Here is a 20,210-nt window from a genome sequence, read left to right as displayed (position 1 = left end):
TACCCCTGTCTCTGGCGATCTCGCCCGTCGTGTTGTGGGTGATGCCGGTCCACGCTGCCGTCATGAGTGCTGACAACGGATGTCCCGACGACCCGGTCTCCGACTTCTCCCGCCAACTCGTCGACGTGGACGGGGTGGTGAAGACGGTGTACGTCTCCGGCGCCGGGCCGGCGGTGGTGCTGATGCCGGAGATGCCCGGCATCAGCCCCGACGTGCTCCGCCTGGCCCGCTGGGTGCGCGACGCGGGATTCACCGTCCACGTGCCCTCGCTGTTCGGGGTCGACGGCGCCTGGCCCACGGTCGAGAGCGGACAGGAGATCGTCCGCCGCGCGTGTGTGAGCGCCGAGTTCCGCGCGTTCGCCGGGGGTGGCACGAGTCCGGTGACGGCCTGGCTGCGGGGGCTGGCCCGCCAGGCGCACGCCGCCTGCGGCGGGGTGGGTGTCGGCGCGATCGGGCTGTGCTTCACCGGCAACTTCGCCCTCACCATGACGCTGGAGCCCGCCGTCGTCGCGCCGGTGCTCGGCCATCCGTCGCTGCCCCTCGACGACCCGGCGGGTCTCGAACTGGACGCCGAGGACGCGCACGCGGTCCGGGACCGTGTCACGCGTGACGGCCTGAAGGTGCTCGCCTACCGCTTCGAGGGCGACCGCTGGTGCACGGGGCAGCGCTTCGCCGCCTACCGGGCCCTGCTCGGCGACGCCTTCGACGGCCGCGTCCTGCCCGACGGCGCCGCGCACACGAGCCCGCCGCCGTTCTTCCGCGACGTGGTCGGGACCCCGCACAGCGTGGTCACCGCGCACCTCGTCGACGAGGAGGGGCACCCCACCGTGCGGGCCAGGGACGAGATCCTGGCCTTCCTCGCCGAACGGCTGGGGACGCGCGTCTGAGCTCCGCCGCGGGGGAGCGGCAGCCGCCGTTCCCCCGCCGACCCGGCCTTGCCCGCGGTCCGCCGCGGAGGACGGGTGGGGCCCTCCGCGGCGGCGCCGTACGACGTCAGCCGTCGATGCGGTGCTGGGTCCAGAACGAGGTCAGGTCCGTGCTGGTGACCGCCTGGGCGGCCGCCTTGAACTCGGCCGTGGTCGACACGCCGTACCAGTGCGCGGTGGCGTAGTCCTTGAGCAGCTTGGCCATGACGCTGTCACCGAGCACGCGGCGCAGGTCGTGCAGGGCGCACTTGCCGTAGCCGTACACGACGGTCGAGTACCGGGACGAGTGCGCGTCCCAGTAGGCCATCGAGTTGGTGATCTTCTCGGCCGACGAGGCCCACGAGACGCTGTTCCAGCAGCCCGTGCCGGTCTTGTTCTGCGCCAGGTCGGTGGCGTAGTCGGTGAACGCCTCGTCCAGCCAGGGGCTGTTGTACTCGTCGTCGCCCACGATGCCGTACCACCACTGGTGCCCGATCTCGTGGGTGAGCGCCGTGGTGGAGACCAGGTCGAGGACGAATCCCGGGTACTCCATGCCGCCGAACCAGTAGTTGTTGTCGATCACCGCGTCCAGTTCGCCGTACGGATAGGCGCCGAAGCGGGCCGCGTGCGTGTCCACGGCGGACTTGGCGGTGGCCAGCATCGACTGGGCGTCGGCGGAGCTGATGTCCGAGACGGAGTAGATGTTGACCGCGGTGCCGGCGGCCGAGTTGCCGGAGATCTTGTTGAACGGGCCGGCCGCCCAGGCGAAGTCGCGGACCTTGGAGGCGGTGGCGGTGGTGACGGTGCGTCCGCTGGAGCCGGGGGCGTCGACCGAGGTGCCGGTGGCCGGGACCAGCAGGCTGGTGGGGTGGTCGAGGGTCACCTTGAAGTCGGCGGCCAGCGAGTAGAACGACTCGCCGTTGTTGGTGTATGGGTCCAGGTGCCAGCCCGCGGCGTCGCGAATGGCCAGTACGGGCAGGGCGTTGCCGATGTTGCTGAAGGCACCGTCGTAGCCGAACCGGTCGGCACCGCTGGGCACCGTGATGCCGAGGTCGAAGCCGATGGTCGCGCTCTGCCCCTGGGCCAGCGGGGTGGGCAGGTCGATCCTGAGGGCGGTGCAGTCGACGGAGAGGTCTCCGGCGGTGCCGCCGGTGACGTTGCCGACCGTGATCGGCATGGCGGAGCAACTGCCGTGGTAGTTGTCCCACAGCCTCAGGTACACCTCGCTCAGCGGGGTGGGCGAGGCGTTGGTGAAGGTCGTGCTCTCGTGTCCGCTCCAGCTGGTGCCGCTCGTGTCGCTGGTCAGGTCGACGGTGTACGCGGGCGAGGCCGGGGTGCGGGTGGAGTCGCCGGGCGGGGTGGAGCCGCCGGAGGTGGCCAGCGCGATGTCGTCGACCACGAAGCTTGTCTGGAGGCTGGAGTCCTCCTTGCCGGTGAAGGCCACGGTGACGGTCTGCCCCGCGAAGCCGGAGACGTCGAACGACTTCTGCACGTACCCGGTGTTCTTGTCGAGGTTCGAGTACGTGGCCAGTGTCGTGCTGCCGATCTTCGCCGTCAGCTTGTCGTACGCGGTCGACGTGGTCGTCTCGTCGGTGTCGATGTGCAGCCAGAACGTGAGGGTGGCGGTGCTGCATCCGGAGGGGATGGTGACGCTCTGGGAGAGCGTGTCGGTGTGGGTGCTGCCCACACCGTTCAGCCAGGCGAAGTGGGTGCCGCCGTGGGCGTTCTCACCGGCGCGGTTGGTGATCACACTGGTCGACGACTGGCTCCAGGGTGAAGTGCCGTTCTCGAAGCCGCCGTTGGCGACCACCTGGGCCGGAGTGCAGGCGGCGGTGGGGGCCGCGGCCGACGCCGGGGTGGCGGGGAGGGAGAGGGCGGTCAGCGCGGCGGCGGCACACGCGGCCACCGCGAGGGACTTGTGGGGGGTGGATCTCACACGGAACTCCTTTGAAGCGGCCGCGATCGCGGCCTGCTCGGTGGCCGTCCGGCCCGGCCGGGGTGCGCCGGGGGACGGCCGCGGACTGTGTGCGGCACGTACACGATCACTGCGGTGGAGCAGCTGCCGCTGTCCTCATGGGATCGGGGCGGCAGTTGGGGGGAAGCTTCGCAGGTCTGACCGGGGCATGCCAAGGGAAGGGAGGCGCGGTCAGCGGGAAATTGACAGGCTCCCGCCAGGAAGACCATGATTCCACTAGTTGACTAGTGGAATCGGGCGGGAGGGGGAGCATGAACGGCACGGCCACTTCTGGTGGGAACGGCGGTCGGTGGGCCCTGGAGGCGTACGGACTCGGCAAGAAGTACCGCCGGGGGTGGGCGCTGCGGGAGGAGTCCTTCCGGATTCCGGCGGGCCGGGTCTGCGGCCTGGTCGGGCCCAACGGGGCTGGAAAGAGCACCCTGTTGGGGATGGCGGCGCGGCTCGTCGAGCCGACGCGGGGCGAGCTGCGGATCTTCGGACGACCGGTCGGCGACCCGTCCGTGATGCCCCGGTTCGCCTACCTCGGCCAGGACAAGCCGCTGTTCAAGAGGTTCACCGTGGCCGAGTGCCTGCGGATGGGCCAGGAGCTCAACCCCGGCTGGGACCAGGCGGCGGCCGAGCGGATCGTACGGGAGGGACGGCTGCCCCTGTCGGCCAGGATCGGCAGCCTGTCGGGCGGCCAGCGCACCCGGGTGGCGTTCGCGCTCGCCTTCGGCAAGCGGCCCGAACTGCTGCTCCTGGACGAGCCGATGTCCGACCTGGATCCGCTCGCCCGCGACGAGATCGGCTCGCTGCTCATGTCGGAGGTGGCCGAACGCGGCACCACCGTCCTGATGTCGTCCCACATGCTCTCCGAGCTGGAGCACATGTGTGACTACCTCCTGGTGATGGCCGAGGGGCGCGTCCGCATGGCCGGTGACGCCGACGAACTGGTGCCGCTGCACACCGTCGTCACCGGCCTCACCGTGGACGGCGCGCTGCCCGACGCCCTCGCCTCCCACACCGTCATCGATGTCCGCACCGCGGGACGGCAGTTCACCGCGCTCGTGCGGCACGAGGTGCCGCTCGACCCCGCGTGGCAGCTCGCCGAACCCAGCCTGGAGGAGGTGCTGCTCGGCTACCTCCGTCATCCGGAGGCGCCCGCGCTGCTCTCCCCGACCGCCGTCCCCGACCTCCGAGAGGAGCGCGTGGCATGAGCACCCTGACCCGCGTACCGCAGGAACGCTCGTCCGCCACCCGTCGGCGGCTGCGCGGGCTCGCATGGCTGATGGTGCGTCAGCACCGGGCCGCTCTCATCGCCTGCGCCGCCGTGACCGTCATCGGCGCCGCCTGGATGATCCACGAGCGCGGCACCATGCTGGACAGCCTGCACGCCGCGGGCTGGCCCGCGAAGCCGGTGGGCGCCCTCGACGGCGCCATGATCCAGCGCTTCGACAACTCCTTCGGCGACGCCGCGCGGTACCTCGGCTTTCTGCCCGTCCTGTTCGGCGTGTTCGTCGGCGCCCCGCTCATCTCCTCCGACCACGAGCAGGGCACCCTCCGCCTGGTCTCCACCCAGTCGGTGCCCCGCATGCGCTGGCTGCTCTGGAAGCTGGGATTCGCGCTGGGACTGACCGTGGTGACCGCCGCGGTCCTGGGAGGGGTGTTCGGCTGGTGGTGGCGCGGCGTACGTCCCGTGGTGTCCAGCAACTGGCTCGACGCCGCGGTCTTCGACAACACCCTGCCGGTACTGATCGCGCTGTCGCTGCTCACCACGTCGCTCGGCATCGCGATCGGCACGTTCGTACGGCGCGCGGTGTCCGCGATGACCCTCACGTTCTTCTCCTCGGCGGCCCTCCTGCTGGTCGCCGACCACTTCAGAAACCGGCTCGCCACCCCGCGCCGGGTCGCCTTCCCGCTGGACGGCGCCCATCCCGCGGTGCTCACCGGCGCGGCCGAGGTCGACCAGTGGGTCGGCACCGCGATTGGCAAGGTGTACGGGTGGGGTACGTGTGTGAGCGACGCCGTCCCCGATGCCTGCCGCGCCAGGCTGGGGATCGTCAACTCGGTGTGGGACTACTTCGGTTACGACCAGATGCCCGCACTCCAGTGGATCGCGGCGGGCTACCTGTTCGGCGCGACCGCCCTCCTGGTGGCCCTCGTCGTCTGGCGCACCCGGCGCCAGGCCTGCTAGCCGGTGCGGGGCTCCGTATGATCCAGGACGCGGGAGGCGGTCCGGGCGCGCCGGGTGCGGTGTGTGCTCGGCCGGTCGCCCCGACGAGACGGGGAAGGGGGCGGGTGTGATGGTGGTGTTCCGTATCGAGCGACGCGGAGGTGTGCCCGCGTACCTCCAGATCGTGCACCAGGTGGAGCAGGCGCTGCGCATGGGGGCGCTGGGCGAGGGGGACCGGCTGCCCACCGCGGCCCAGGTCGCGGCCGACACGAAGGTCAACCCCAACACCACGCTCAAGGCCTACCGGGAGTTGGAGCGGTCGGGCCTGGTCGAGGTGCGCCAGGGGGCGGGCACCTTCATCACCCGCTCCCTCGCGCCGGCGCAGGACGAGCCCGAGTCGCCCCTGAGGGCCCGGCTCGCCGACTGGATGCGGGAGGCCGTTGCCGCGGGGCTGACGGAGCAGGAGGTCAACCTCCTCTTCGAGACGGTCCGCGCGCTGACGTACGCCGCGCCGTCCGCCCCCTTCGAGCGGCCCCGACTCGTGACGGGGCCGGCCTAGCCGCTCGCGGTGCCGGCTTCCGCCGCCCTGGACGCGGTGCCGGTTTCGGCGACGGCGGCGGCCAGGTGTTCGCGGACGGATTCGGGCAGGGCGTGCCCGTCGCTGAGTCCACCACCTGCTCGGCGAGGCGACGGAGCTTGGTGTTCGTGTGCTGGGAGGTGGCGACCAGCACCCTCCAGGCGTCGTCCGGGGTGAGGGCGAAGGCGGCCATGAGGATGCCCCGGGCCAGGTCGATGGTGCCCCGGCTCAGCATGGCCTGGCGCAGCTGACCGAGTTCGAGGCGGAGGTCCGCGTCGGGATCCGGGTCCGTGGCCGGGGGCACGGTGTCGCCGTGGTCCGGGGCGAGGGTGGCCTGGGCCAGGGCCTGCTCCCTGACGTGCAGCAGGATGGTGACGGCGGAGCAGTCGCAGAATTCGACGCCGCTGACGTCGAGCCGGATGGGGCTCTGCGTCCCGGTCGGGCCGGGACGCAGGGCGTGGTGCAGCGGGTGGTCCGCGGTGAGGTCGAGGTCGCCGCACACGCTGACGACGGTCCGGTCGCCGTCGGGGCGGCCGAAGAGGGTCAGTCCGGACAGTCGCTGTGTGCCCGCGGTGCCCGTCAGTTTGGTGCACGTGCCGACCTGTCCGGAGCCGGACGGTTCACAGTGCGGCATGGCCATCTCCCCTGAGTGCCAAGGCAGTTCCTCCATCCCCAGATTCGCGCCTCCGGACAACACACGTCAAGTGATACATGAAGACAACTTCGCGTATTCTCCAACACGAACTGTGGGGCCTGCGATGCGTTCCTGGGCGGAGCGCCGAAGCCGGCGCCGCCGCCGTCCGGTCTCCGTGCTACGGCTGGTTCTAGCGGGTCACGCTGGCCGATTGCGCGCTGGCCGTGGGACCCGCGCGCCGCGAGGATGCTCCCCGGCCCGATGGGGCGATCGAGAGGGCGGGGAGCAGATGAGGTTACGACGAAGAGGCGTGCGGAGCCCTGGGGCGGGCGCGCTGATGCGGGGCGTGGTCGCGGTGGCGATCGCCTGTGCGGGGGTGGCGGGAGTGCCCGCCGCGGCACAGGCGGCACCGGCCGCGACGACGGCCGCGTGCAGTACGGACACGGGAGCCAAGGGGCTGGCGAGTTCGCCGGTCTCCGGCAGCCTGGTGTCCGTGGACCGTGCGGACGGCCGGATCGCGCAGTTCCAGCTTTTCTACGACACGACGGCGACCGGGGGCCTGCCCTTCGTCTGGCACCGTGAACAGGACGCGCCGGGCGGCGCCTACGGGGCCTGGCAGCGGGTGAGCGCGGCGACCGTCGGCCCGAAGAGCTACTACATCACCGCGATGGAGAACTCCGCGGGTGACCTGGAACTTCTGTTCTCCACGTACGGCACGTTCTGCCACGCCGTGGAGAGCGACACCGCGGGCGGCTGGAGCACTCCGGACGCGTTCGGGCTCGCCCCGACCCCGTACCACGGCGGAGTCGTGCTGTTCAAAGAGCGTGACGGCAGCATCGACGCCTTCGCGTCCGGGCAGAACAACGGCAACACCATGGAAGTGCGCCACCAGCAGGACGCGAACTCCGGCTGGGGCCCGGTGCAGAGCACGGGCCAGGTCCCCGATCCCAACGTGGGGCTGAGCCAGCCGAGCACCGTGGAGCAACTCCCCGACGGCAGGCTCCACTTGACGGCCCGCGAGTGGAACCGGAACCGCACGTGGGAGGTCTACCAGTCCCTTCCCGGGGGCGGCTGGGGCCCGTGGCAGCTGATGACCGCCGCAGCGGCACCGGCGGCGGCCGTGCCGGCCGTCGCCGCAGGCCCGCAGCTGAACGTGAGCCGCACCACCGGTCTCCGGGACGGCGACATCGTCAAGTTCACCATCGCGGGCGGCCCGCCGAAGGCCTACGTCTGGGTCAAGGAGTGCGGCCCCTCGGCGTCCACGACCACCTGTGACGAGGCCACGGGCCGCCAGTTCCGGGTATACCCGGACGGCACCTACCAGCTCTCGCCCAAGAAGCTGTACGCCCAACTGGCCACGACGGCGGGCGCGTTCGACTGCCGCACGGTGTCGCCGAGCAATCCGTGCTCGCTCGCGCTCACCGACAACACCGGGGCCCTGCTCACCACCGTCCCGCTGCGCTTCGAGGCGCACGGGCGCAGTGAGGCGCCGCCCACCTTGCACGTGGACCCGGACCAGGGCCTCGTGGACGGCCAGGCGGTGCGGGCGACCGGCAAGGGTTACGAACCGCAGTACCACGTGCTGATCATGGAGTGCGCCACCGGTTCCACCGACACGTTCGGCTGCCGCCCCCGCTCCAGGCCGCCGGCCACCAGCGACAGCGGGCGGGTGGACGAGACGGTCACCCTGTCGGCGACTTTCACCGCGATCGACGGCCGCACCGTCGACTGCCGCGCCGCGGCCGCGTGCGAGCTGGTGGTGTTCGGTACGAGGGTGCGCGGCCCGGAAACGGTCCGCCGTCCCCTCGGATTCGCCCCGGCGGCCACGCCGGGGAGCTGATCGCTCTCACGTGACCACCGCCGCCGAGCGGCGGGCGGCAGGGCCGGCCCGGGTGTGTGCACCCGGGCCGGCCGCTTGTCCGGCGGTCCCGATCGCGCGCGTCCGCGAGGGCGCCCGTCACCCGTTGGCGACGGGGCGCGGGGGCCGTCCCGGCGAGGCGCGCGGCCTCGTCCAGGAGCGCGTCGACGATCCCCGACTCCGTTACGGTGCGCACGACTTGACCGCGGACGGAGATCTGCCCCTTCCCGTTGCCGCACGGGACCCCGATGTCGGGTGCGTCTGCCCGGACAGGCCGGGCCCCGCCTCGCGGCCCGTGGGCTCAGTCGGCTCCCGGCAGGCCCGAGCGGTAGGGGCGGAAGAACGCGCGCAGCTCCGCCGCGTAGGACTCCGGCTCCTCGAACGCCGCGAAGTGACCACCGCGCACCGGTTCGGTCACGTACGCCACGTTCGCCGTGCGTTCGAGCCATGCCCGCGGCGGGCGGACGACATCGCCCTGGAAGAGCGAGAACCCGGACGGCACTTCGACCCGGCGGGCGAGCTGGGCGGGCGGGATCGCGGCGTTCGCCCGGTACATGCGCATCGACGAGCCGATCGTCCCGGTGAGCCAGTAGAGCGTGACGTTCGTGAGGATCTCGTCCTTGGTGAAGCTCCGCTCGATGTCGCCGCCGCAGTCGCTCCACGACCGGAGCTTCTCGACGATCCAGGCGGCGAGGCCGGCCGGTGAGTCGTTGAGCGCCGCGGCGGCCGTCTGCGGCTTCGTTCTGTGCATGGCGGCGTACGCCCCTTCCGCGCCGCCCCAGGCCGCGACGTCCGCCATCCACGCGCGTTCCTCCGGCGTCAGGTCGGCCGGGTCGCCGGAGTAGAGGGGCAGACCGGCGTCGGTGCGGTGGACCGCCACGATCCGGTCGGGGTGGTCGAGCGCGAGATAGCGGCTGACGTGGCTGCCCAGGTCCCCGCCCGAGGCGCCGAACCGCTCGTACCCCAGGACGCTCATGAGCTCGGCCCACAGACCGGCGACGGCGATCGAGTCCAGCGGCGGGCCGGTGGGGCGGTCGGAGTACCCGAAGCCCGGCAGGTCGGGGACGACCACGTCGAAGGCGTCGGCCGGATCGGCGCCGTGGGCACCGGGATCGGTGAGCATCGGGATGATCTTGGAGTAGCGCCAGAACGAGTCCGGCCAGCCGTGGCTGAGGAGCAGCGGCAGCACGGGCCCCCTCGGCGCGACGGCCCGGGCGTGCACGAAGTGGATGCCGAGGCCGCCGAGCGGGACGCGGAAGTGGGGGAGTCGGGCGAGCGCCGCCTCCTGCGCCGGCCAGTCGAACTCGTCGGCCCAGTACGCGACGAGTTCGCGCAGATACCCGATCTCGGTCCCCAACTCCCAGCCCGCGTCGGCGGGTTCGTCCGGCCAGCGCGTCGCGCGCAGTCGCGTGCGCAGGTCTTCGAGCGCGGTAGGGGCGGTTCGCGGAATGAACGACTCGGGGCGAGGCGACGCGTGTGGCATGAGAGGCACCCTACCTACCGTGGTGCCCGCGGGCGGAGGGCTCGGGACGGCTTCCGATCTGCTGGCTGTTGCCGCTGAGCACGTGGTGCTCGGCCAGCACCCCGCACAGCCCCACGTGGACACCGATCCCGGCGCAGTCGTCGTCGGCGGTCGGTGCGGCGGGCCCGGCGTGGGCGGCGCCGGCGAGTGCGAGGCCGGTGCAGGCGGCGAAGGCGACCAGGGCAACGGCGGTGCGAGTCAAGAACATGCGCTGCCCAACGACCGGCCCGGCACTCCGACACTCGGTACGTGGCCCGGGTTTGACGGGGCGCCGGGAGGCCGAGGGGTCACGCGTGGGCGGTCCACCCCGGGATGGTGGGGAGCACCTGCTCGGTGACGCGGAGCAGTACCGCGTCGTCCGGCACCAAACCGTCCGCGCGCCACAGCGTCACTTCGAACGATCCGCCGCTGTCCTTCGCGTCCTGGGCGACGCTGACGGTGCGGGCCGGGACGCCGGGACCGGTGTCGGCGTCGTGGCCGCCGAGCCGGAAGCGGATGCTGATGGTGTGGTCCGCGTAGATCACCGCGGGGCGGCCCAGGACCGTTTGCTGCTGAGCGCCGTTCCCCAGGAGTGCGGCCGACCCGGCCACCGGAAGCCGGTCGTAGGTGGCCGTGAGGGTGACGGTGTAGGTCTCGAACTCGACCCGGGCCGAGGGGGTGGTGATGTTCTTGCCCAGGAGGTTCATCGAGCCGTCGCCGCCACTGGCGGTCTTCGCGATCTGCCCCGGCGTGCCCAGGAGTTGGGCGAGGTCGGGCCGGTTCAGCGCCGCGCACAGACGTGCTCCGGAGACATGGTCCTGTTCGCTCTTGCCCGGGGTCTTGTCCGGTTTCCCGTCCGGACACGTGGCGGGCTTGGCGGCACTGCTGGAGGACGAGGTCTCCCCGGACGCCCACACCCCGGCGCAGAGCGCCGCCACGAGCGCCACCGCCGCGAGCGCCTGCCGCCACGGGCTGCCGCCCTCCGTGGGCGCGTCGAAGTCTTCTGCCATGTCCCCCGCCTGCGATGTTTCCCCCCGATACGTGCCCGCGGACCCTAACCCTTGGCCGCCCGGCGTACAAGGGGCGCCCTCCGTCCCGCCGGGGCAGATCCGACGCGGCGCCGCGTGGGCCCGCGTCCACGGGACGGACGAGCGCGTGCGGTTTCCGCGGTGCGGCTCGGCGGTCGCCCGCATGGTCCGCGGCGGGGCCGACTTGAACGGCGGCGGCCTCGCCGGGTTCGCCTGGAGCCTTGGGGAGGGCGCGGCTACAGCGGGCGCCGGTAGCGCAGTTCGGTGAGCGTCGCGTCACCGTAGGAGTCGCTCTGCTCGCCGCCGTCGGCCGTGTAGCCGGCCCGTTCGTAGAAGCGGCGGGCCGCTCTGTTGTCGTCGAGGACCCACAGCGCCGTCGAGCCGAACCCCGCGGCCCCGGCGCGCTCGTGCGCGGCGGCCAGCAGGGCGCGCCCGGCGCCCTGGCCGATCCGGTCCGGGTGGATGTAGAGGGCGAACACCTCGGCCACGCGTGCTCCGGGCTCCATGGCTTCCCCGCGGTACGGCCCGAGGCTCAGCCATCCGACGGGAGTGGCGTCGGCCTCAACCACCAGGTCCACTCCCTGCCGTCGGGGATCCGACAGCCGCTCCCTGTGCCGACGGGCGCCGTCCTCGATCGACATGGCGTCCAGATACGCCCGCGGGACGATGCCCGCGTACGCGCTCTGCCAGCCCCGGACCCGTATCGCGGACACGGCCTCGACATCGGCCTCGTTCATTTCTCGCACGCGCCACATCACGACACCGTAGGTGACCGAAGGGGCGCCGGGCACGGCCATTTCGGCGCGCGGCGACGCGTGCGCGGCCCCTGGTGCGACCATGGCGACGGATCTTTCTAAAGAACTTGCTGCAACTTTCAGAAGGTCTTTGCGCCAATCTCTTGACGCGGTATCGGCCAGGACGGGATCGTCTTCCTCGCGCAGCCCAGCCCGACCGCCCCGGCGGGCCGAGCGCCGAACACCGCTGTTCCCCGCGGGTGCTCGGCGCGGGACACTGGTGCGCCGGGTCCCGGGACGGATCCGGCACGGGTGGTGCCGGGGGCGGCCGACAGGTTGTGCCGCGCCGTGGTGTCGGCCGACGCCACGGAGCACCTCCCCGCAGCGCCACCGCGCCCGGCGGCCACCCTCCCCAGGGCCGCCACAGGGTGCGGATCAGCGCTGCCCCCACCAGCCCAGGGAGCCGCCATGACCGCGCCGTCCAACCCCAGAGCCTCCACCGCCCCGCCCCTCACCCGCCGCCGAGCCTCGGCCGGTCTCCTCGCGGCGGGCGCCCTGCTCGCAGGGGCCGTACTGCCCGTCGCCCTCCAGGGCACCGCGCAGGCGGCCGCCACCGCCAACGGCGGCGACGTCATCGCCAACCTCTTCGAGTGGAACTGGAAATCGGTCGGCCAGGAGTGCGCCACCGTGCTCGGCCCCAAGGGGTACGGAGCCGTCCAGGTCGCCCCGCCCGAGGACTCGATCCGGGTCGGCAACGGCGCCCACCCCTGGTGGGACGTCTACCAGCCGGTGGGCTACGACCTGAACAGCCGGATGGGCACGGAGGCGCAGTTCGCCGCCATGGTGACGGCCTGCCACAACGCGGGCGTCAAGGTCTACGCCGACGCGGTCGTCAACCACACCGCCGGAGCCAACCAGACCAGCACCGACTCCTACGGCGGCGCGAGTTTCAACCCGGCTGCCTACAGCTACGGCAGCATCGGCTACGACCGCTCCAGCTTCCACGACTACCCGGCCAACTGCCCCAACTCCGGGAACACCATCAACGACTGGAACAGCGTCCAGCAGGTCCAGGAGTGCCAGCTGGTGTCGCTGTCCGACCTGTACACCGAGAAGGACGACGTCCGCTCCAAGATCGCCGGGTACCTCAACAAACTGGAGGGGTACGGCGTCGACGGCTTCCGGGTGGACGCCGCCAAGCACATCGCCCAGGCCGACATGGCGGCCATCCTCGCCAAGGTCGACGACACCCAGTGGGGCGGGCGGCCCTACGTCTACCAGGAGGTCATCCCGGGCGGCAGCGGACAGCTCGCCCCCAGCGCGTTCGAGGGCAACGGCAGCGTCCTCGAGTTCACCTACGCCCACAAGCTCAAGGACCAGTTCAACGGCAACATCGCCAACTTGAGGACGTTCGGGCAGAGTTGGGGCTTCGAACCCAGCGACAAGTCCGCGGTCATGGTGACCAACCACGACCTGGAACGCGACAACAGCACGCTCACCTACAAGGACGGCTCCAAGTACACCCTGGCCCACATCTTCGAACTGGCCTGGGGCTACGGCACCCCGCAGGTCTACGCGGGATTCCGCTTCAACGGCAACGACGACTCCCCGCCCGCCGACGCCAACGGCTACGTCACCGACACCGACTGCTCCTCCGCCGCCTGGACCTGCGCCGACCGCGACCAGGGCATCGCCAACATGGTCGGCTGGCACAACGCCGCCAAGGGGCAGAACGCCGCCAACTGGTGGGACAACGGTGCCAACGCCATCGCGTTCAGCCGAGGCAACGCCGCCTGGGTGGCCCTCAACAACAGCGGCGCCGCCGTCACCCAGACCTTCACGACCGGTCTCGCGGCCGGCACGTACTGCGACGTCATCCACGGCGCCCCGCCCGCCAAGGGGGCCTGCTCCGGTCCCGCGGTGACGGTCAACTCCTCGGGCCAGGCCACCGTCACCGTCAAGGCGGGCGACGCGGTGGCCCTGTACGCGACGGGAGCCCCCTGTGCGGGCGGCTGCCCGACGGCCTCGCCCACGCCCACGACGTCCGGCACGGTCAGCGAGACGTTCCACGAGAACAAGACCACGGTATGGGGCCAGAACGTGTACGTGGTCGGCTCGATCCCGGCCCTCGGGAACTGGGACCCGAACGCCGCCGTGGCGCTGTCCTCGGCGTCCTACCCGGTGTGGTCGGCCACCGTCAGCACCCCGGCGAATACCCGCTTCGAGTACAAGTACATCGTGAAGGACGGGTCGGGGAACGTCACTTGGGAGTCCGGCGACAACCGCGTGCACACCAGCGCCGCGTCCGGCTCGGAGACCCTCGACGACACCTGGAAGTGACCGCGCCGCCCGGGCCGGTCCGGCTACTGGATCGGCACGGGCAGCGCCAGGTCCACCGTCACCCGCCCCTCGCCTCCATGGTGGGTGGCCGAGGAAGCCAGGGGCGCGTGGCCAGCGGCCGTCGCGGCCAGGACGTACGCGCCGCCCCGCGGGACCGGCACCGCGTAGTGGCCCGCCTCGTCGGTGTGGGCTGAGCCCGCCTGGCGGCCGTGGCGGTCGATCAGGGTGACCTTGGCGTGCGCCACCGGGGCGCCGGACGCGGCGAGGACCCGGCCGTGGAAGGCGGCCAGCGCCTCGGTGGCCCGCTCCAGCGCGGCGTCCTCCTCACTGCTGGCGCGCAGCTGCGGCTTGACGGCGGGGCGGCCCTTGGGCAGGAACACGGCGAGCAGCAGCCCACCGGCGACCGCGGCGGTCGCGATCAGGAACGAGACGCGGAAGCCGTGCATGGTCGGGACCTCGACCGGTCCCATCTTCTGCGCGGTGTTCGCGAGCACCATGCCGATGACGGCACTGGACACCGACGTACCGATAGAGCGCATCAGGGTGTTGAGGCCGTTGGCCGCGCCCGTCTCGGACGGGTCGACCGCGCCGATGATGAGCGCGGGCAGGGAGGAGTAGGCGAGGCCGATGCCCGCGCCGACGACTACCGAGATCACGATGGTCTGCCAGGCCGCGTCCATCAGGCCGAGCCCGGCCCCGTACCCGATCGCGATGACCAGCATGCCGAGGATGAGGGTGGTCTTCGGCCCGTACTTGGCCGAGAGGCGGGCGTACACGGGCGCGGTCAGCATCATCGTCAGGCCGAGCGGCGCGACGCACAGACCGGCGACGACCATCGACTGGCCGAGGCCGTACCCGGTGGCCTTCGGCAGCTGGAGGAGTTGCGGCAGCACGAGCGAGATGGCGTAGAAGGCGACGCCGACCATGGTCGAGGCGAGGTTGGTGAGCAGGACCTCGCGCCGGGCGGTGGTGCGCAGGTTCACCAGCGGAGCCTTGATGCGCAGCTCCATCACGCCCCACAGCAGGAGGACGAGCACCGCCGCGCCGAACAGGCTGAGCGTGGTGGTCGAGCCCCAGCCCCAGTCGCTGCCCTTGGTGATCGGAAGCAGCAGCAGGACCAGACCGGCCGAGAGGCCGATCGCGCCGAGCACGTCGAAGGTGCCCTCGGCCTTGACGGCGCTTTCCGGGACGAACAGGAGGGTGAGCGCGATGGCCACCACGCCCAGGCCCGCCGAGCCGAAGAAGAGGGCGTGCCAGTCGGCGTGCTGGGCGACCAGGGCGGCGAGCGGCAGGGCGAGTCCGCCGCCGACGCCGATGCTGGAGCTCATCAGGGCCATGGCCGAGCCGAGCTTCTCGCGGGGCAGCTCGTCGCGCATCAGGCCGATGCCGAGCGGGATCGCACCCATGGCGAAGCCCTGCAGGGCGCGTCCGGCGATCATCACGAGGAGCTGGCTGGTGAAGCCGGCGATCAGCGAGCCGACCACCATGATGGCGAGGCTGGTCAGGAGCATGCGGCGCTTGCCGTACAGATCGCCGAGCCGCCCCATGATCGGGGTGGCCACGGCGCCGGCGAGCAGGGTCGAGGTCATGACCCAGGTGGCGTTGGAGGGCGAGGTGCTGAGCAGCGTCGGCAGGTCCTTGATGACCGGGACGAGCAGCGTCTGCATCACCGCGACCGTGATGCCGGCGAAGGCGAGGACGGGGACGACACCGCGTATGCCGCGGGGTGCGGCCTGCTGGTGGGTCGTCGGCAGGGACATGGCGGGGCCTCCGGAGGCGGGAGAGGTCGGCGGCGGCACCCGTGCGGGGTACGTGCGGCATAAACCTGTTTCCCGAGGCGACTATTCCACCGGGGACCGTCCCGTCCCTTATGTGCGCCAGTCTTGACCTGGATGGGAAACGCTTGACCGTTTCATTGCCCGGCCCCCTGAGGGGCAGCCGCGGGTGAGCCGGTGATCACGGCCCCGGCGCCGCCGCCGGGGCCGTGATCCTGGAGGCGGGACGGTCAGTTAACCGTCCACGAGGCGGCTGCCGCGGGGTCCGTGATGCTCGGCGCGCCCGTCTCCAGGTGCCCGGCGAGGCGGCGCAGGAGGCCGTCGGTGGTGTTCGCCGTGACCGTCAGGTCGTACCAGCCGCCTGCCGTGGCGAAGGACGCGGTGACCGGCGCGGAGGTGTGAGCCGGGACCGAGTAGGTCCAGGGTCCACCGGTCGCGTACGCGTTGTCGGTGACCGTCACCGTGGCCGGGGCGCCGCCGGAGTTGGCGAGGTCCAGGATCACGTTGCCGCCGGTGGTGTCGTAACGGACGGCCGCCTCCACCGAGGCGGCGGATCCCGCGCAGGCGGTGACGCGGTTGCCCGCGAAGCGGCGGTGGAAGCCGTTGGGCCCGTACAGCGACAGGTCGTACGCCCCAGTGGGGGTGCCCGCGACCCAGTAGTCGGACACGGTGGCCCCGGCGCCGACGGTGTACAGCCAGGGGCCGTCCGTGCGATGGGCGTTGGGATGGACGGAGTACGTCACGCCCGCCGTACCGGTGTTGGTCATGTCGATCCAGAACCGGCCGCCCGCGCAGTCGGTCCTGCCGTTCGCGTTCGGCTGCCAGGGCAGCGCCCGTGCCGGTCTGGTCCCGGGCTCCTGCACGGGCAGGGACTGCTGGGCGGGGACCCGGGGCGCGGGCAGGGTGGAGCACTGGGTGTCGGCGCCCGAGACGTAGCCACTGGTGTCGGGCAGGGACGGCCAGGACGTGTCGGCCGCGGTGAAGGCGAAGGCTGACGTCAGGTCGCCGCTCACGGCCCGGCGCCAGGCGCTGATGTTGGGCTCGTGGACGCCGAACCGCTGCTCCAGGAAGCGGATCACCGAGGTGTGGTCGAAGACCTGGGAGCAGACGTAACCGCCACGCGACCACGGTGAGACGACGATGAGCGGGACGCGCGGGCCCATGCCGATCGCCTTGCCGCCGGAGATCTCGCCCGCCGTGCCGACGGAGCTGATGCCCTGGCCGGTGGAGGCGGGCGGGACGGGCGGCGGCATGTGGTCGAAGAAGCCGCCGTTCTCGTCGTAGTTGAGGATGAAGGCGGTCTTGGACCACACGCTCTGGTTGGCGGCCAGCACCGAAAGGAGCCGGGCCGACAGGTCCTCGCCCCACGCGGGCTTGTAGTTGGCGTGCTCGGACTGTGCCGCCGGGGCGATGATCCACGAGACCTGGGGCAGGGTGCCCGCCGCGATGTCGTTCCCGAAGGCCGTCACCAGGTCGGGGACGGTGGCCATGCCCTTGTCGTGCAGGGCCGAACCGGGCTTGGCGTTCTTGAAGTTGGCGAACCAGGCCAGGGCGTTGTCGTCGAAGTTGTCGCTCTGCTGGTAGATCTTCCAGCTGACTCCCGCCGCCTCCAGGCGTTCCGCGTACGTGGTCCAGGTGAACCCGGCGCTCGGCTCGGTGTTGTCGAGGACCGCGCTCTTGCCCACCGAGAGGCCGTTGGAACCGGTGAACAGGTGCAGCCGGTTCGGGTTGGTCTGGGTCAGCGTCGAGCAGAAGTAGTGGTCGCACAGGGTGAACGCGTCGGCGAGCGCGTAGTAGAAGGGCAGGTCCGCCCGCTGGAAGTAGCCCATGCCGAGGCCGGGCGTGCGGGCGGTGTTCCAGGCGTCGTACTTGCCGTTGTTCCAGATGGCCGTGTCCACCGGGTAGCTCATCGCCGGGGCGTCGGCGCAGATGGCGCTGGTCGTGGCGGTGTCCATGTGGAACGGCAGGATGTAACCGTCCGAGTTGGCGTACGGCTGGTGGAAGACGGACCTGCCGCCCGGCAGGTTGATGGCGTTGCGGTCGGCGAAGCCGCGGACGCCCCGCAGCGTCCCGTAGTAGTGGTCGAAGGCCCGGTTCTCCTGCATGAAGACGACCACGTGCTGGATGTCGCCGATGCTGCCGCCGGTGACGGGCGCGGCGAGCGCCTGCTGGAGGGCGTCCGGCAGGGCGGACAGCGCGGCGGCGGAGCCGGTGGCGCCCGCCGCCAGGCTGATGAATCTGCGTCGCGACACGGGACTCATGGGCACTCCTTGAGGTGAGGGCAGCCGACCCCGCCCTGCTTGAACGGGCAGGCGTGGGAAGGGAGTTGGCGAGTTGTTGGGGTGCCGGGCCCTGTGGCTCCCGGCCAGCCGAGCCTGGCGCCGCCGGGTGGCCGAGGGCTGCGGGTTGCCTGTCCGGCGCTCTAACAGGCCCTGAAATTTGGGCTAGTCCCGTTATTCGTTGGTTACTTTCCAGCGGGGGGAAGGCCGGCGAAGTGCCGTACGGCCTCATCTCATTGGGGGATAGCCGCGCGCTTCCTGTCATGGAAAGGATGGGTAAGTCAGACATGCGCTGGAGGGGTGCCGGCCGAGGTCGTGGCCCCTGTGGGAGGGAGATTCGTCATGCGCCGTCGTATCGCCGTGCTCGGCACGCTGGTCGCTGCCGGTGTGCTCGCGCTCGCCGTACCCGCTCAGGCGGCGACCGGATTCCTGGTCGTCAACGGGGTGCTTCACCAGAACCCGAGCCGGGGTTGCTACGCGACGTCGTCCCCGGTGTCCGTCCAGAACCACACGAACTCCGTGGTGCTGGTGCACGCCGCGGGGAACTGCCAGGGTCCGGTGACGGCGGAGGTGGACCCCGGACAGTCGGCGACGACGTTCGGGGCGAGCTACTTCGTCTTCTGAGGCGCGGTCGGCTTCCGGGCCGGGCCCGGACGGCCGGGCGTTCGCGGGCGGAGCGCTCGTCGTGGCGGTCCCGTCACGAGGGCGGGACCGGCACGGAGAGGTCCGTGGGGCCGGGGGCGCTTCGCTACTCGTCGTCCCAGGACATGGAGCTCATCCTCCAGCCGGCGGGTGTCCGCACGAACTGGGTGGTCTTGTGGCCGGAGCCCTCGAACCATGCGCCGTTGAGGCGGCCGGACTTGCGGTACGCGCTGAACCGCTGGGCGACCGACCCGAAGACCTCGGTCCGCTCGGCGACCTCCCACTCCGAGAACTCCGTCAGGGTCCCGTCGGTGAGGATCTTCTCCCGGGGCGCCACGAAGGAGTCGAGGTCGTACACCACGGGCTCGTCTCCGGCGTTGCTGATGATCAGCCCCTGCGGAATGAAGACCTCCCGGACGACGCCGACGTCGGGCCGACCACCCCCGGTGTTGGTGAACGCGCCGAGGAAGGTGGTCATCAGGCGGTCGAGCTCCGCCTTGACCTCGGGCGAGGGCGGGGCGAAGGCGGTGTCGGCCGACCGGTCCGCGCGGCCCCCGTCCGCGGGCGGCCACTCCTCGGCGAGGACCGCCCAGACCTCCGAGTCGTGCCGGACGTCCCGGTACGGGTAACGCCGGCGCAGCACGCCCTCGCGGGTCATTCCGAGTCGGCGTGCGGCCTGGATGCTGCGGGTGTTGTCGGACGTGACCCACCATTCGACGCGGCTCATGCCCCGCTCGGTGAACGCCCAGTCGATCAGTGCCCGGCACGCCCGTGTCACCAGGCCTCGGCCGGCGCCCTTCTCCTCGAGCCAGCAGCCGATCTCGCACACGCCCGACGCCGTGTCGAAGCTCGTGAACATGACCCCGCCGACCAGGGTGCCGTCGAGCCAGATCCCGTAGATCCGGCGGGAGTCCTCGGCCTGCCGGTCCGCGTAGCGCCGCAAGGTGGCCTCGGCGCCGGCGAGGTCGGTGCTGAACGTGGCCCACGGTATCCACGGGTCGACATAGGGACGGGCGCGGTCCATGTGTGCCAGGAACTCCGGCGCCTGCCAGGGTTCCAGGGGGCGAAGCTCGGCGTCGTCGCCGAGCGGCAGTGCGAACACGGGATACCTCATTCCATGGGTACGTAACAAGCGTTCGGTATGTAAGGTAGCAGCATGCCACCCGCTCCCGGAGACCGTGAAGCACGCCGCGAAGACGTATCCCAGGCGGTGTGGGAAGTGCTGGCCGACCGCGGGTTCGGCGGCCTCACCCTGCGGGCAGTCGCCTCCGCCATGGACGTGTCCACCGGCATGCTCATGCACTACTTCCCGACGAAGCGGGCCCTGGTCGCGCACGCCCTGCAACTGCTGGAGACCCGTACGGCGGAGCGGCCCCGGCGGGAGCGTCCCGCCGAGGGGATCGCCGCGCTGCGGGCGGTGCTCCTCGACATCCTGCCGCTGACCCCGGACGACACGGCCCGCAACCGGATCTGGGTCAGCTCCTGGGACCTCGCCCTCGCCGACGAGGCTCTGGGCGTGGAGCAGGCGGACCGCTATGCGCGGATGCGCTCGGCGATCAGCCCGCACCTGGAGGCGGCGCGCGCCGCGGGCGAGCTGCCGGCGTCGGCCGACCCCGAGCAACTGGCCGCCACCGCCGTGGCGTTCACCCACGGCCTCGTGGTCCAGGCCCTCTTCGACCCGGCCCGCTTCCCCGAGCAGGTGCAGATCGCCCTGCTCGACGACTTCCTCGCGTCGATCACGGAGCGGCCCGGCCGGGACCGGTAGGGGGCCGCGAGCCGCCGTCGGCCGGGTGGCGCCGCCGTAATTGGC

17 protein-coding genes are annotated in these 20,210 nt (G+C 71.7%); 8 read left to right on the top strand and 9 right to left on the bottom strand.

Annotation, left to right across the window (positions count from 1 at the left end; translation table 11 throughout):
- Nucleotides 1–62 precede the first annotated feature (62 nt).
- A complete protein-coding gene (locus tag AC07F3_RS10775) occupies nucleotides 63–887 on the top strand; it encodes a dienelactone hydrolase family protein (RefSeq protein WP_479112554.1) in 825 nt (274 codons plus the stop codon).
- Between the two features lie 106 nt (nucleotides 888–993).
- On the opposite strand, the gene AC07F3_RS10770 is transcribed toward AC07F3_RS10775, so the two are convergent.
- Entirely contained in the window at nucleotides 994–2,841 is a 1,848-nt protein-coding gene (locus AC07F3_RS10770; RefSeq protein WP_479112552.1) for a M1 family metallopeptidase, read from the bottom strand.
- Nucleotides 2,842–3,131: 290 nt separating this feature from the next.
- Between AC07F3_RS10770 and AC07F3_RS10765 the strand changes: the two genes are divergently transcribed.
- The 3 genes from AC07F3_RS10765 to AC07F3_RS10755 all read left to right on the top strand — a co-directional run bounded on the left by AC07F3_RS10765 (nucleotide 3,132) and on the right by AC07F3_RS10755 (nucleotide 5,591).
- Nucleotides 3,132–4,076 carry an ABC transporter ATP-binding protein gene (locus tag AC07F3_RS10765; protein ID WP_479112551.1) on the top strand — a complete coding sequence of 315 codons (945 nt, stop codon included), beginning with the start codon at nucleotides 3,132–3,134 and terminating at the stop codon, nucleotides 4,074–4,076.
- Nucleotides 4,073–5,053 (top strand): ABC transporter permease, encoded by a 981-nt coding sequence (locus AC07F3_RS10760; RefSeq protein WP_479112549.1) that lies wholly within the window; start codon nucleotides 4,073–4,075, stop codon nucleotides 5,051–5,053. Before AC07F3_RS10765 ends, AC07F3_RS10760 begins: the two co-directional genes overlap by 4 nt.
- Before the next feature lie 109 nt (nucleotides 5,054–5,162).
- Complete coding sequence (locus tag AC07F3_RS10755) at nucleotides 5,163–5,591, top strand: GntR family transcriptional regulator (RefSeq protein WP_479112547.1); 429 nt, start codon at nucleotides 5,163–5,165, stop codon at nucleotides 5,589–5,591.
- On the opposite strand, the gene AC07F3_RS10750 is transcribed toward AC07F3_RS10755, so the two are convergent.
- A complete protein-coding gene (locus AC07F3_RS10750) occupies nucleotides 5,500–6,243 on the bottom strand; it encodes an ANTAR domain-containing protein (RefSeq protein WP_479112546.1) in 744 nt (247 codons plus the stop codon). The genes AC07F3_RS10755 and AC07F3_RS10750 overlap by 92 nt on opposite strands.
- Nucleotides 6,244–6,553: 310 nt before the next feature.
- Between AC07F3_RS10750 and AC07F3_RS10745 the strand changes: the two genes are divergently transcribed.
- Nucleotides 6,554–8,083: a neocarzinostatin apoprotein domain-containing protein gene (locus AC07F3_RS10745; RefSeq protein ID WP_479112544.1), complete on the top strand. Its 1,530-nt coding sequence runs from the start codon at nucleotides 6,554–6,556 to the stop codon at nucleotides 8,081–8,083.
- 319 nt (nucleotides 8,084–8,402) lie between these two features.
- Here the strand turns inward: AC07F3_RS10745 and AC07F3_RS10740 are convergent, their stop codons facing one another.
- The 4 genes from AC07F3_RS10740 to AC07F3_RS10725 all read right to left on the bottom strand — a co-directional run bounded on the left by AC07F3_RS10740 (nucleotide 8,403) and on the right by AC07F3_RS10725 (nucleotide 11,469).
- Nucleotides 8,403–9,584, bottom strand: coding sequence for an epoxide hydrolase family protein (locus tag AC07F3_RS10740; RefSeq protein ID WP_479112542.1), 1,182 nt, complete (start codon nucleotides 9,582–9,584; stop codon nucleotides 8,403–8,405).
- A 10-nt stretch (nucleotides 9,585–9,594) separates the two neighbouring features.
- Complete coding sequence (locus AC07F3_RS10735) at nucleotides 9,595–9,831, bottom strand: hypothetical protein (protein ID WP_479112540.1); 237 nt, start codon at nucleotides 9,829–9,831, stop codon at nucleotides 9,595–9,597.
- Between the two features lie 79 nt (nucleotides 9,832–9,910).
- Nucleotides 9,911–10,612 (bottom strand): DUF6215 domain-containing protein, encoded by a 702-nt coding sequence (locus tag AC07F3_RS10730; RefSeq protein WP_479112538.1) that lies wholly within the window; start codon nucleotides 10,610–10,612, stop codon nucleotides 9,911–9,913.
- A 254-nt stretch (nucleotides 10,613–10,866) separates the two neighbouring features.
- Nucleotides 10,867–11,469, bottom strand: a complete 603-nt coding sequence (locus AC07F3_RS10725) for an N-acetyltransferase family protein (protein WP_479112536.1) — start codon at nucleotides 11,467–11,469, stop codon at nucleotides 10,867–10,869.
- Between the two features lie 363 nt (nucleotides 11,470–11,832).
- On the opposite strand from AC07F3_RS10725, the gene AC07F3_RS10720 reads away from it, so the two are divergent.
- Nucleotides 11,833–13,704, top strand: coding sequence for a carbohydrate-binding module family 20 domain-containing protein (locus AC07F3_RS10720; RefSeq protein ID WP_479112535.1), 1,872 nt, complete (start codon nucleotides 11,833–11,835; stop codon nucleotides 13,702–13,704).
- Between the two features lie 23 nt (nucleotides 13,705–13,727).
- On the opposite strand, the gene AC07F3_RS10715 is transcribed toward AC07F3_RS10720, so the two are convergent.
- Both AC07F3_RS10715 and AC07F3_RS10710 read right to left on the bottom strand, forming a co-directional pair.
- Complete coding sequence (locus AC07F3_RS10715) at nucleotides 13,728–15,464, bottom strand: MFS transporter (RefSeq protein WP_479112533.1); 1,737 nt, start codon at nucleotides 15,462–15,464, stop codon at nucleotides 13,728–13,730.
- A 245-nt stretch (nucleotides 15,465–15,709) separates the two neighbouring features.
- Nucleotides 15,710–17,740: a phosphocholine-specific phospholipase C gene (locus AC07F3_RS10710; RefSeq protein ID WP_479112531.1), complete on the bottom strand. Its 2,031-nt coding sequence runs from the start codon at nucleotides 17,738–17,740 to the stop codon at nucleotides 15,710–15,712.
- Between the two features lie 360 nt (nucleotides 17,741–18,100).
- On the opposite strand from AC07F3_RS10710, the gene AC07F3_RS10705 reads away from it, so the two are divergent.
- Nucleotides 18,101–18,382, top strand: a complete 282-nt coding sequence (locus AC07F3_RS10705) for a hypothetical protein (RefSeq protein WP_479112529.1) — start codon at nucleotides 18,101–18,103, stop codon at nucleotides 18,380–18,382.
- A 124-nt stretch (nucleotides 18,383–18,506) separates the two neighbouring features.
- Here AC07F3_RS10705 and AC07F3_RS10700 read toward each other — a convergent pair whose 3' ends face one another.
- Complete coding sequence (locus AC07F3_RS10700) at nucleotides 18,507–19,502, bottom strand: GNAT family N-acetyltransferase (RefSeq protein ID WP_479112527.1); 996 nt, start codon at nucleotides 19,500–19,502, stop codon at nucleotides 18,507–18,509.
- Between the two features lie 54 nt (nucleotides 19,503–19,556).
- Here AC07F3_RS10700 and AC07F3_RS10695 point away from each other — a divergent pair, with 54 nt between their 5' ends.
- A complete protein-coding gene (locus AC07F3_RS10695) occupies nucleotides 19,557–20,165 on the top strand; it encodes a TetR/AcrR family transcriptional regulator (RefSeq protein ID WP_479112525.1) in 609 nt (202 codons plus the stop codon).
- Nucleotides 20,166–20,210: the final 45 nt, after the last annotated feature.

The sequence above is a fragment of the Streptomyces sp. NPDC045846 genome (genome assembly GCF_056431605.1).
Note: the sequence above shows the minus strand (reverse complement) of the source record. Positions and strands in the feature narration are given on the sequence as shown.

Bases quoted from the DNA above. Each gene is read 5' to 3' on its own strand.
- AC07F3_RS10775 (WP_479112554.1), top strand. From the start codon at position 63: ATGAGTGCTGACAACGGATGTCCCGACGACCCGGTCTCCGACTTCTCC.
- AC07F3_RS10765 (WP_479112551.1), top strand. From the start codon at position 3,132: ATGAACGGCACGGCCACTTCTGGTGGGAACGGCGGTCGGTGGGCCCTG.
- AC07F3_RS10760 (WP_479112549.1), top strand. From the start codon at position 4,073: ATGAGCACCCTGACCCGCGTACCGCAGGAACGCTCGTCCGCCACCCGT.
- AC07F3_RS10755 (WP_479112547.1), top strand. From the start codon at position 5,163: ATGGTGGTGTTCCGTATCGAGCGACGCGGAGGTGTGCCCGCGTACCTC.
- AC07F3_RS10750 (WP_479112546.1), bottom strand. From the start codon at position 6,243: ATGCCGCACTGTGAACCGTCCGGCTCCGGACAGGTCGGCACGTGCACC.
- AC07F3_RS10740 (WP_479112542.1), bottom strand. From the start codon at position 9,584: ATGCCACACGCGTCGCCTCGCCCCGAGTCGTTCATTCCGCGAACCGCC.
- AC07F3_RS10735 (WP_479112540.1), bottom strand. From the start codon at position 9,831: ATGTTCTTGACTCGCACCGCCGTTGCCCTGGTCGCCTTCGCCGCCTGC.
- AC07F3_RS10730 (WP_479112538.1), bottom strand. From the start codon at position 10,612: ATGGCAGAAGACTTCGACGCGCCCACGGAGGGCGGCAGCCCGTGGCGG.
- AC07F3_RS10725 (WP_479112536.1), bottom strand. From the start codon at position 11,469: ATGGTCGCACCAGGGGCCGCGCACGCGTCGCCGCGCGCCGAAATGGCC.
- AC07F3_RS10720 (WP_479112535.1), top strand. From the start codon at position 11,833: ATGACCGCGCCGTCCAACCCCAGAGCCTCCACCGCCCCGCCCCTCACC.
- AC07F3_RS10715 (WP_479112533.1), bottom strand. From the start codon at position 15,464: ATGTCCCTGCCGACGACCCACCAGCAGGCCGCACCCCGCGGCATACGC.
- AC07F3_RS10710 (WP_479112531.1), bottom strand. From the start codon at position 17,740: ATGAGTCCCGTGTCGCGACGCAGATTCATCAGCCTGGCGGCGGGCGCC.
- AC07F3_RS10705 (WP_479112529.1), top strand. From the start codon at position 18,101: ATGCGCCGTCGTATCGCCGTGCTCGGCACGCTGGTCGCTGCCGGTGTG.
- AC07F3_RS10695 (WP_479112525.1), top strand. From the start codon at position 19,557: ATGCCACCCGCTCCCGGAGACCGTGAAGCACGCCGCGAAGACGTATCC.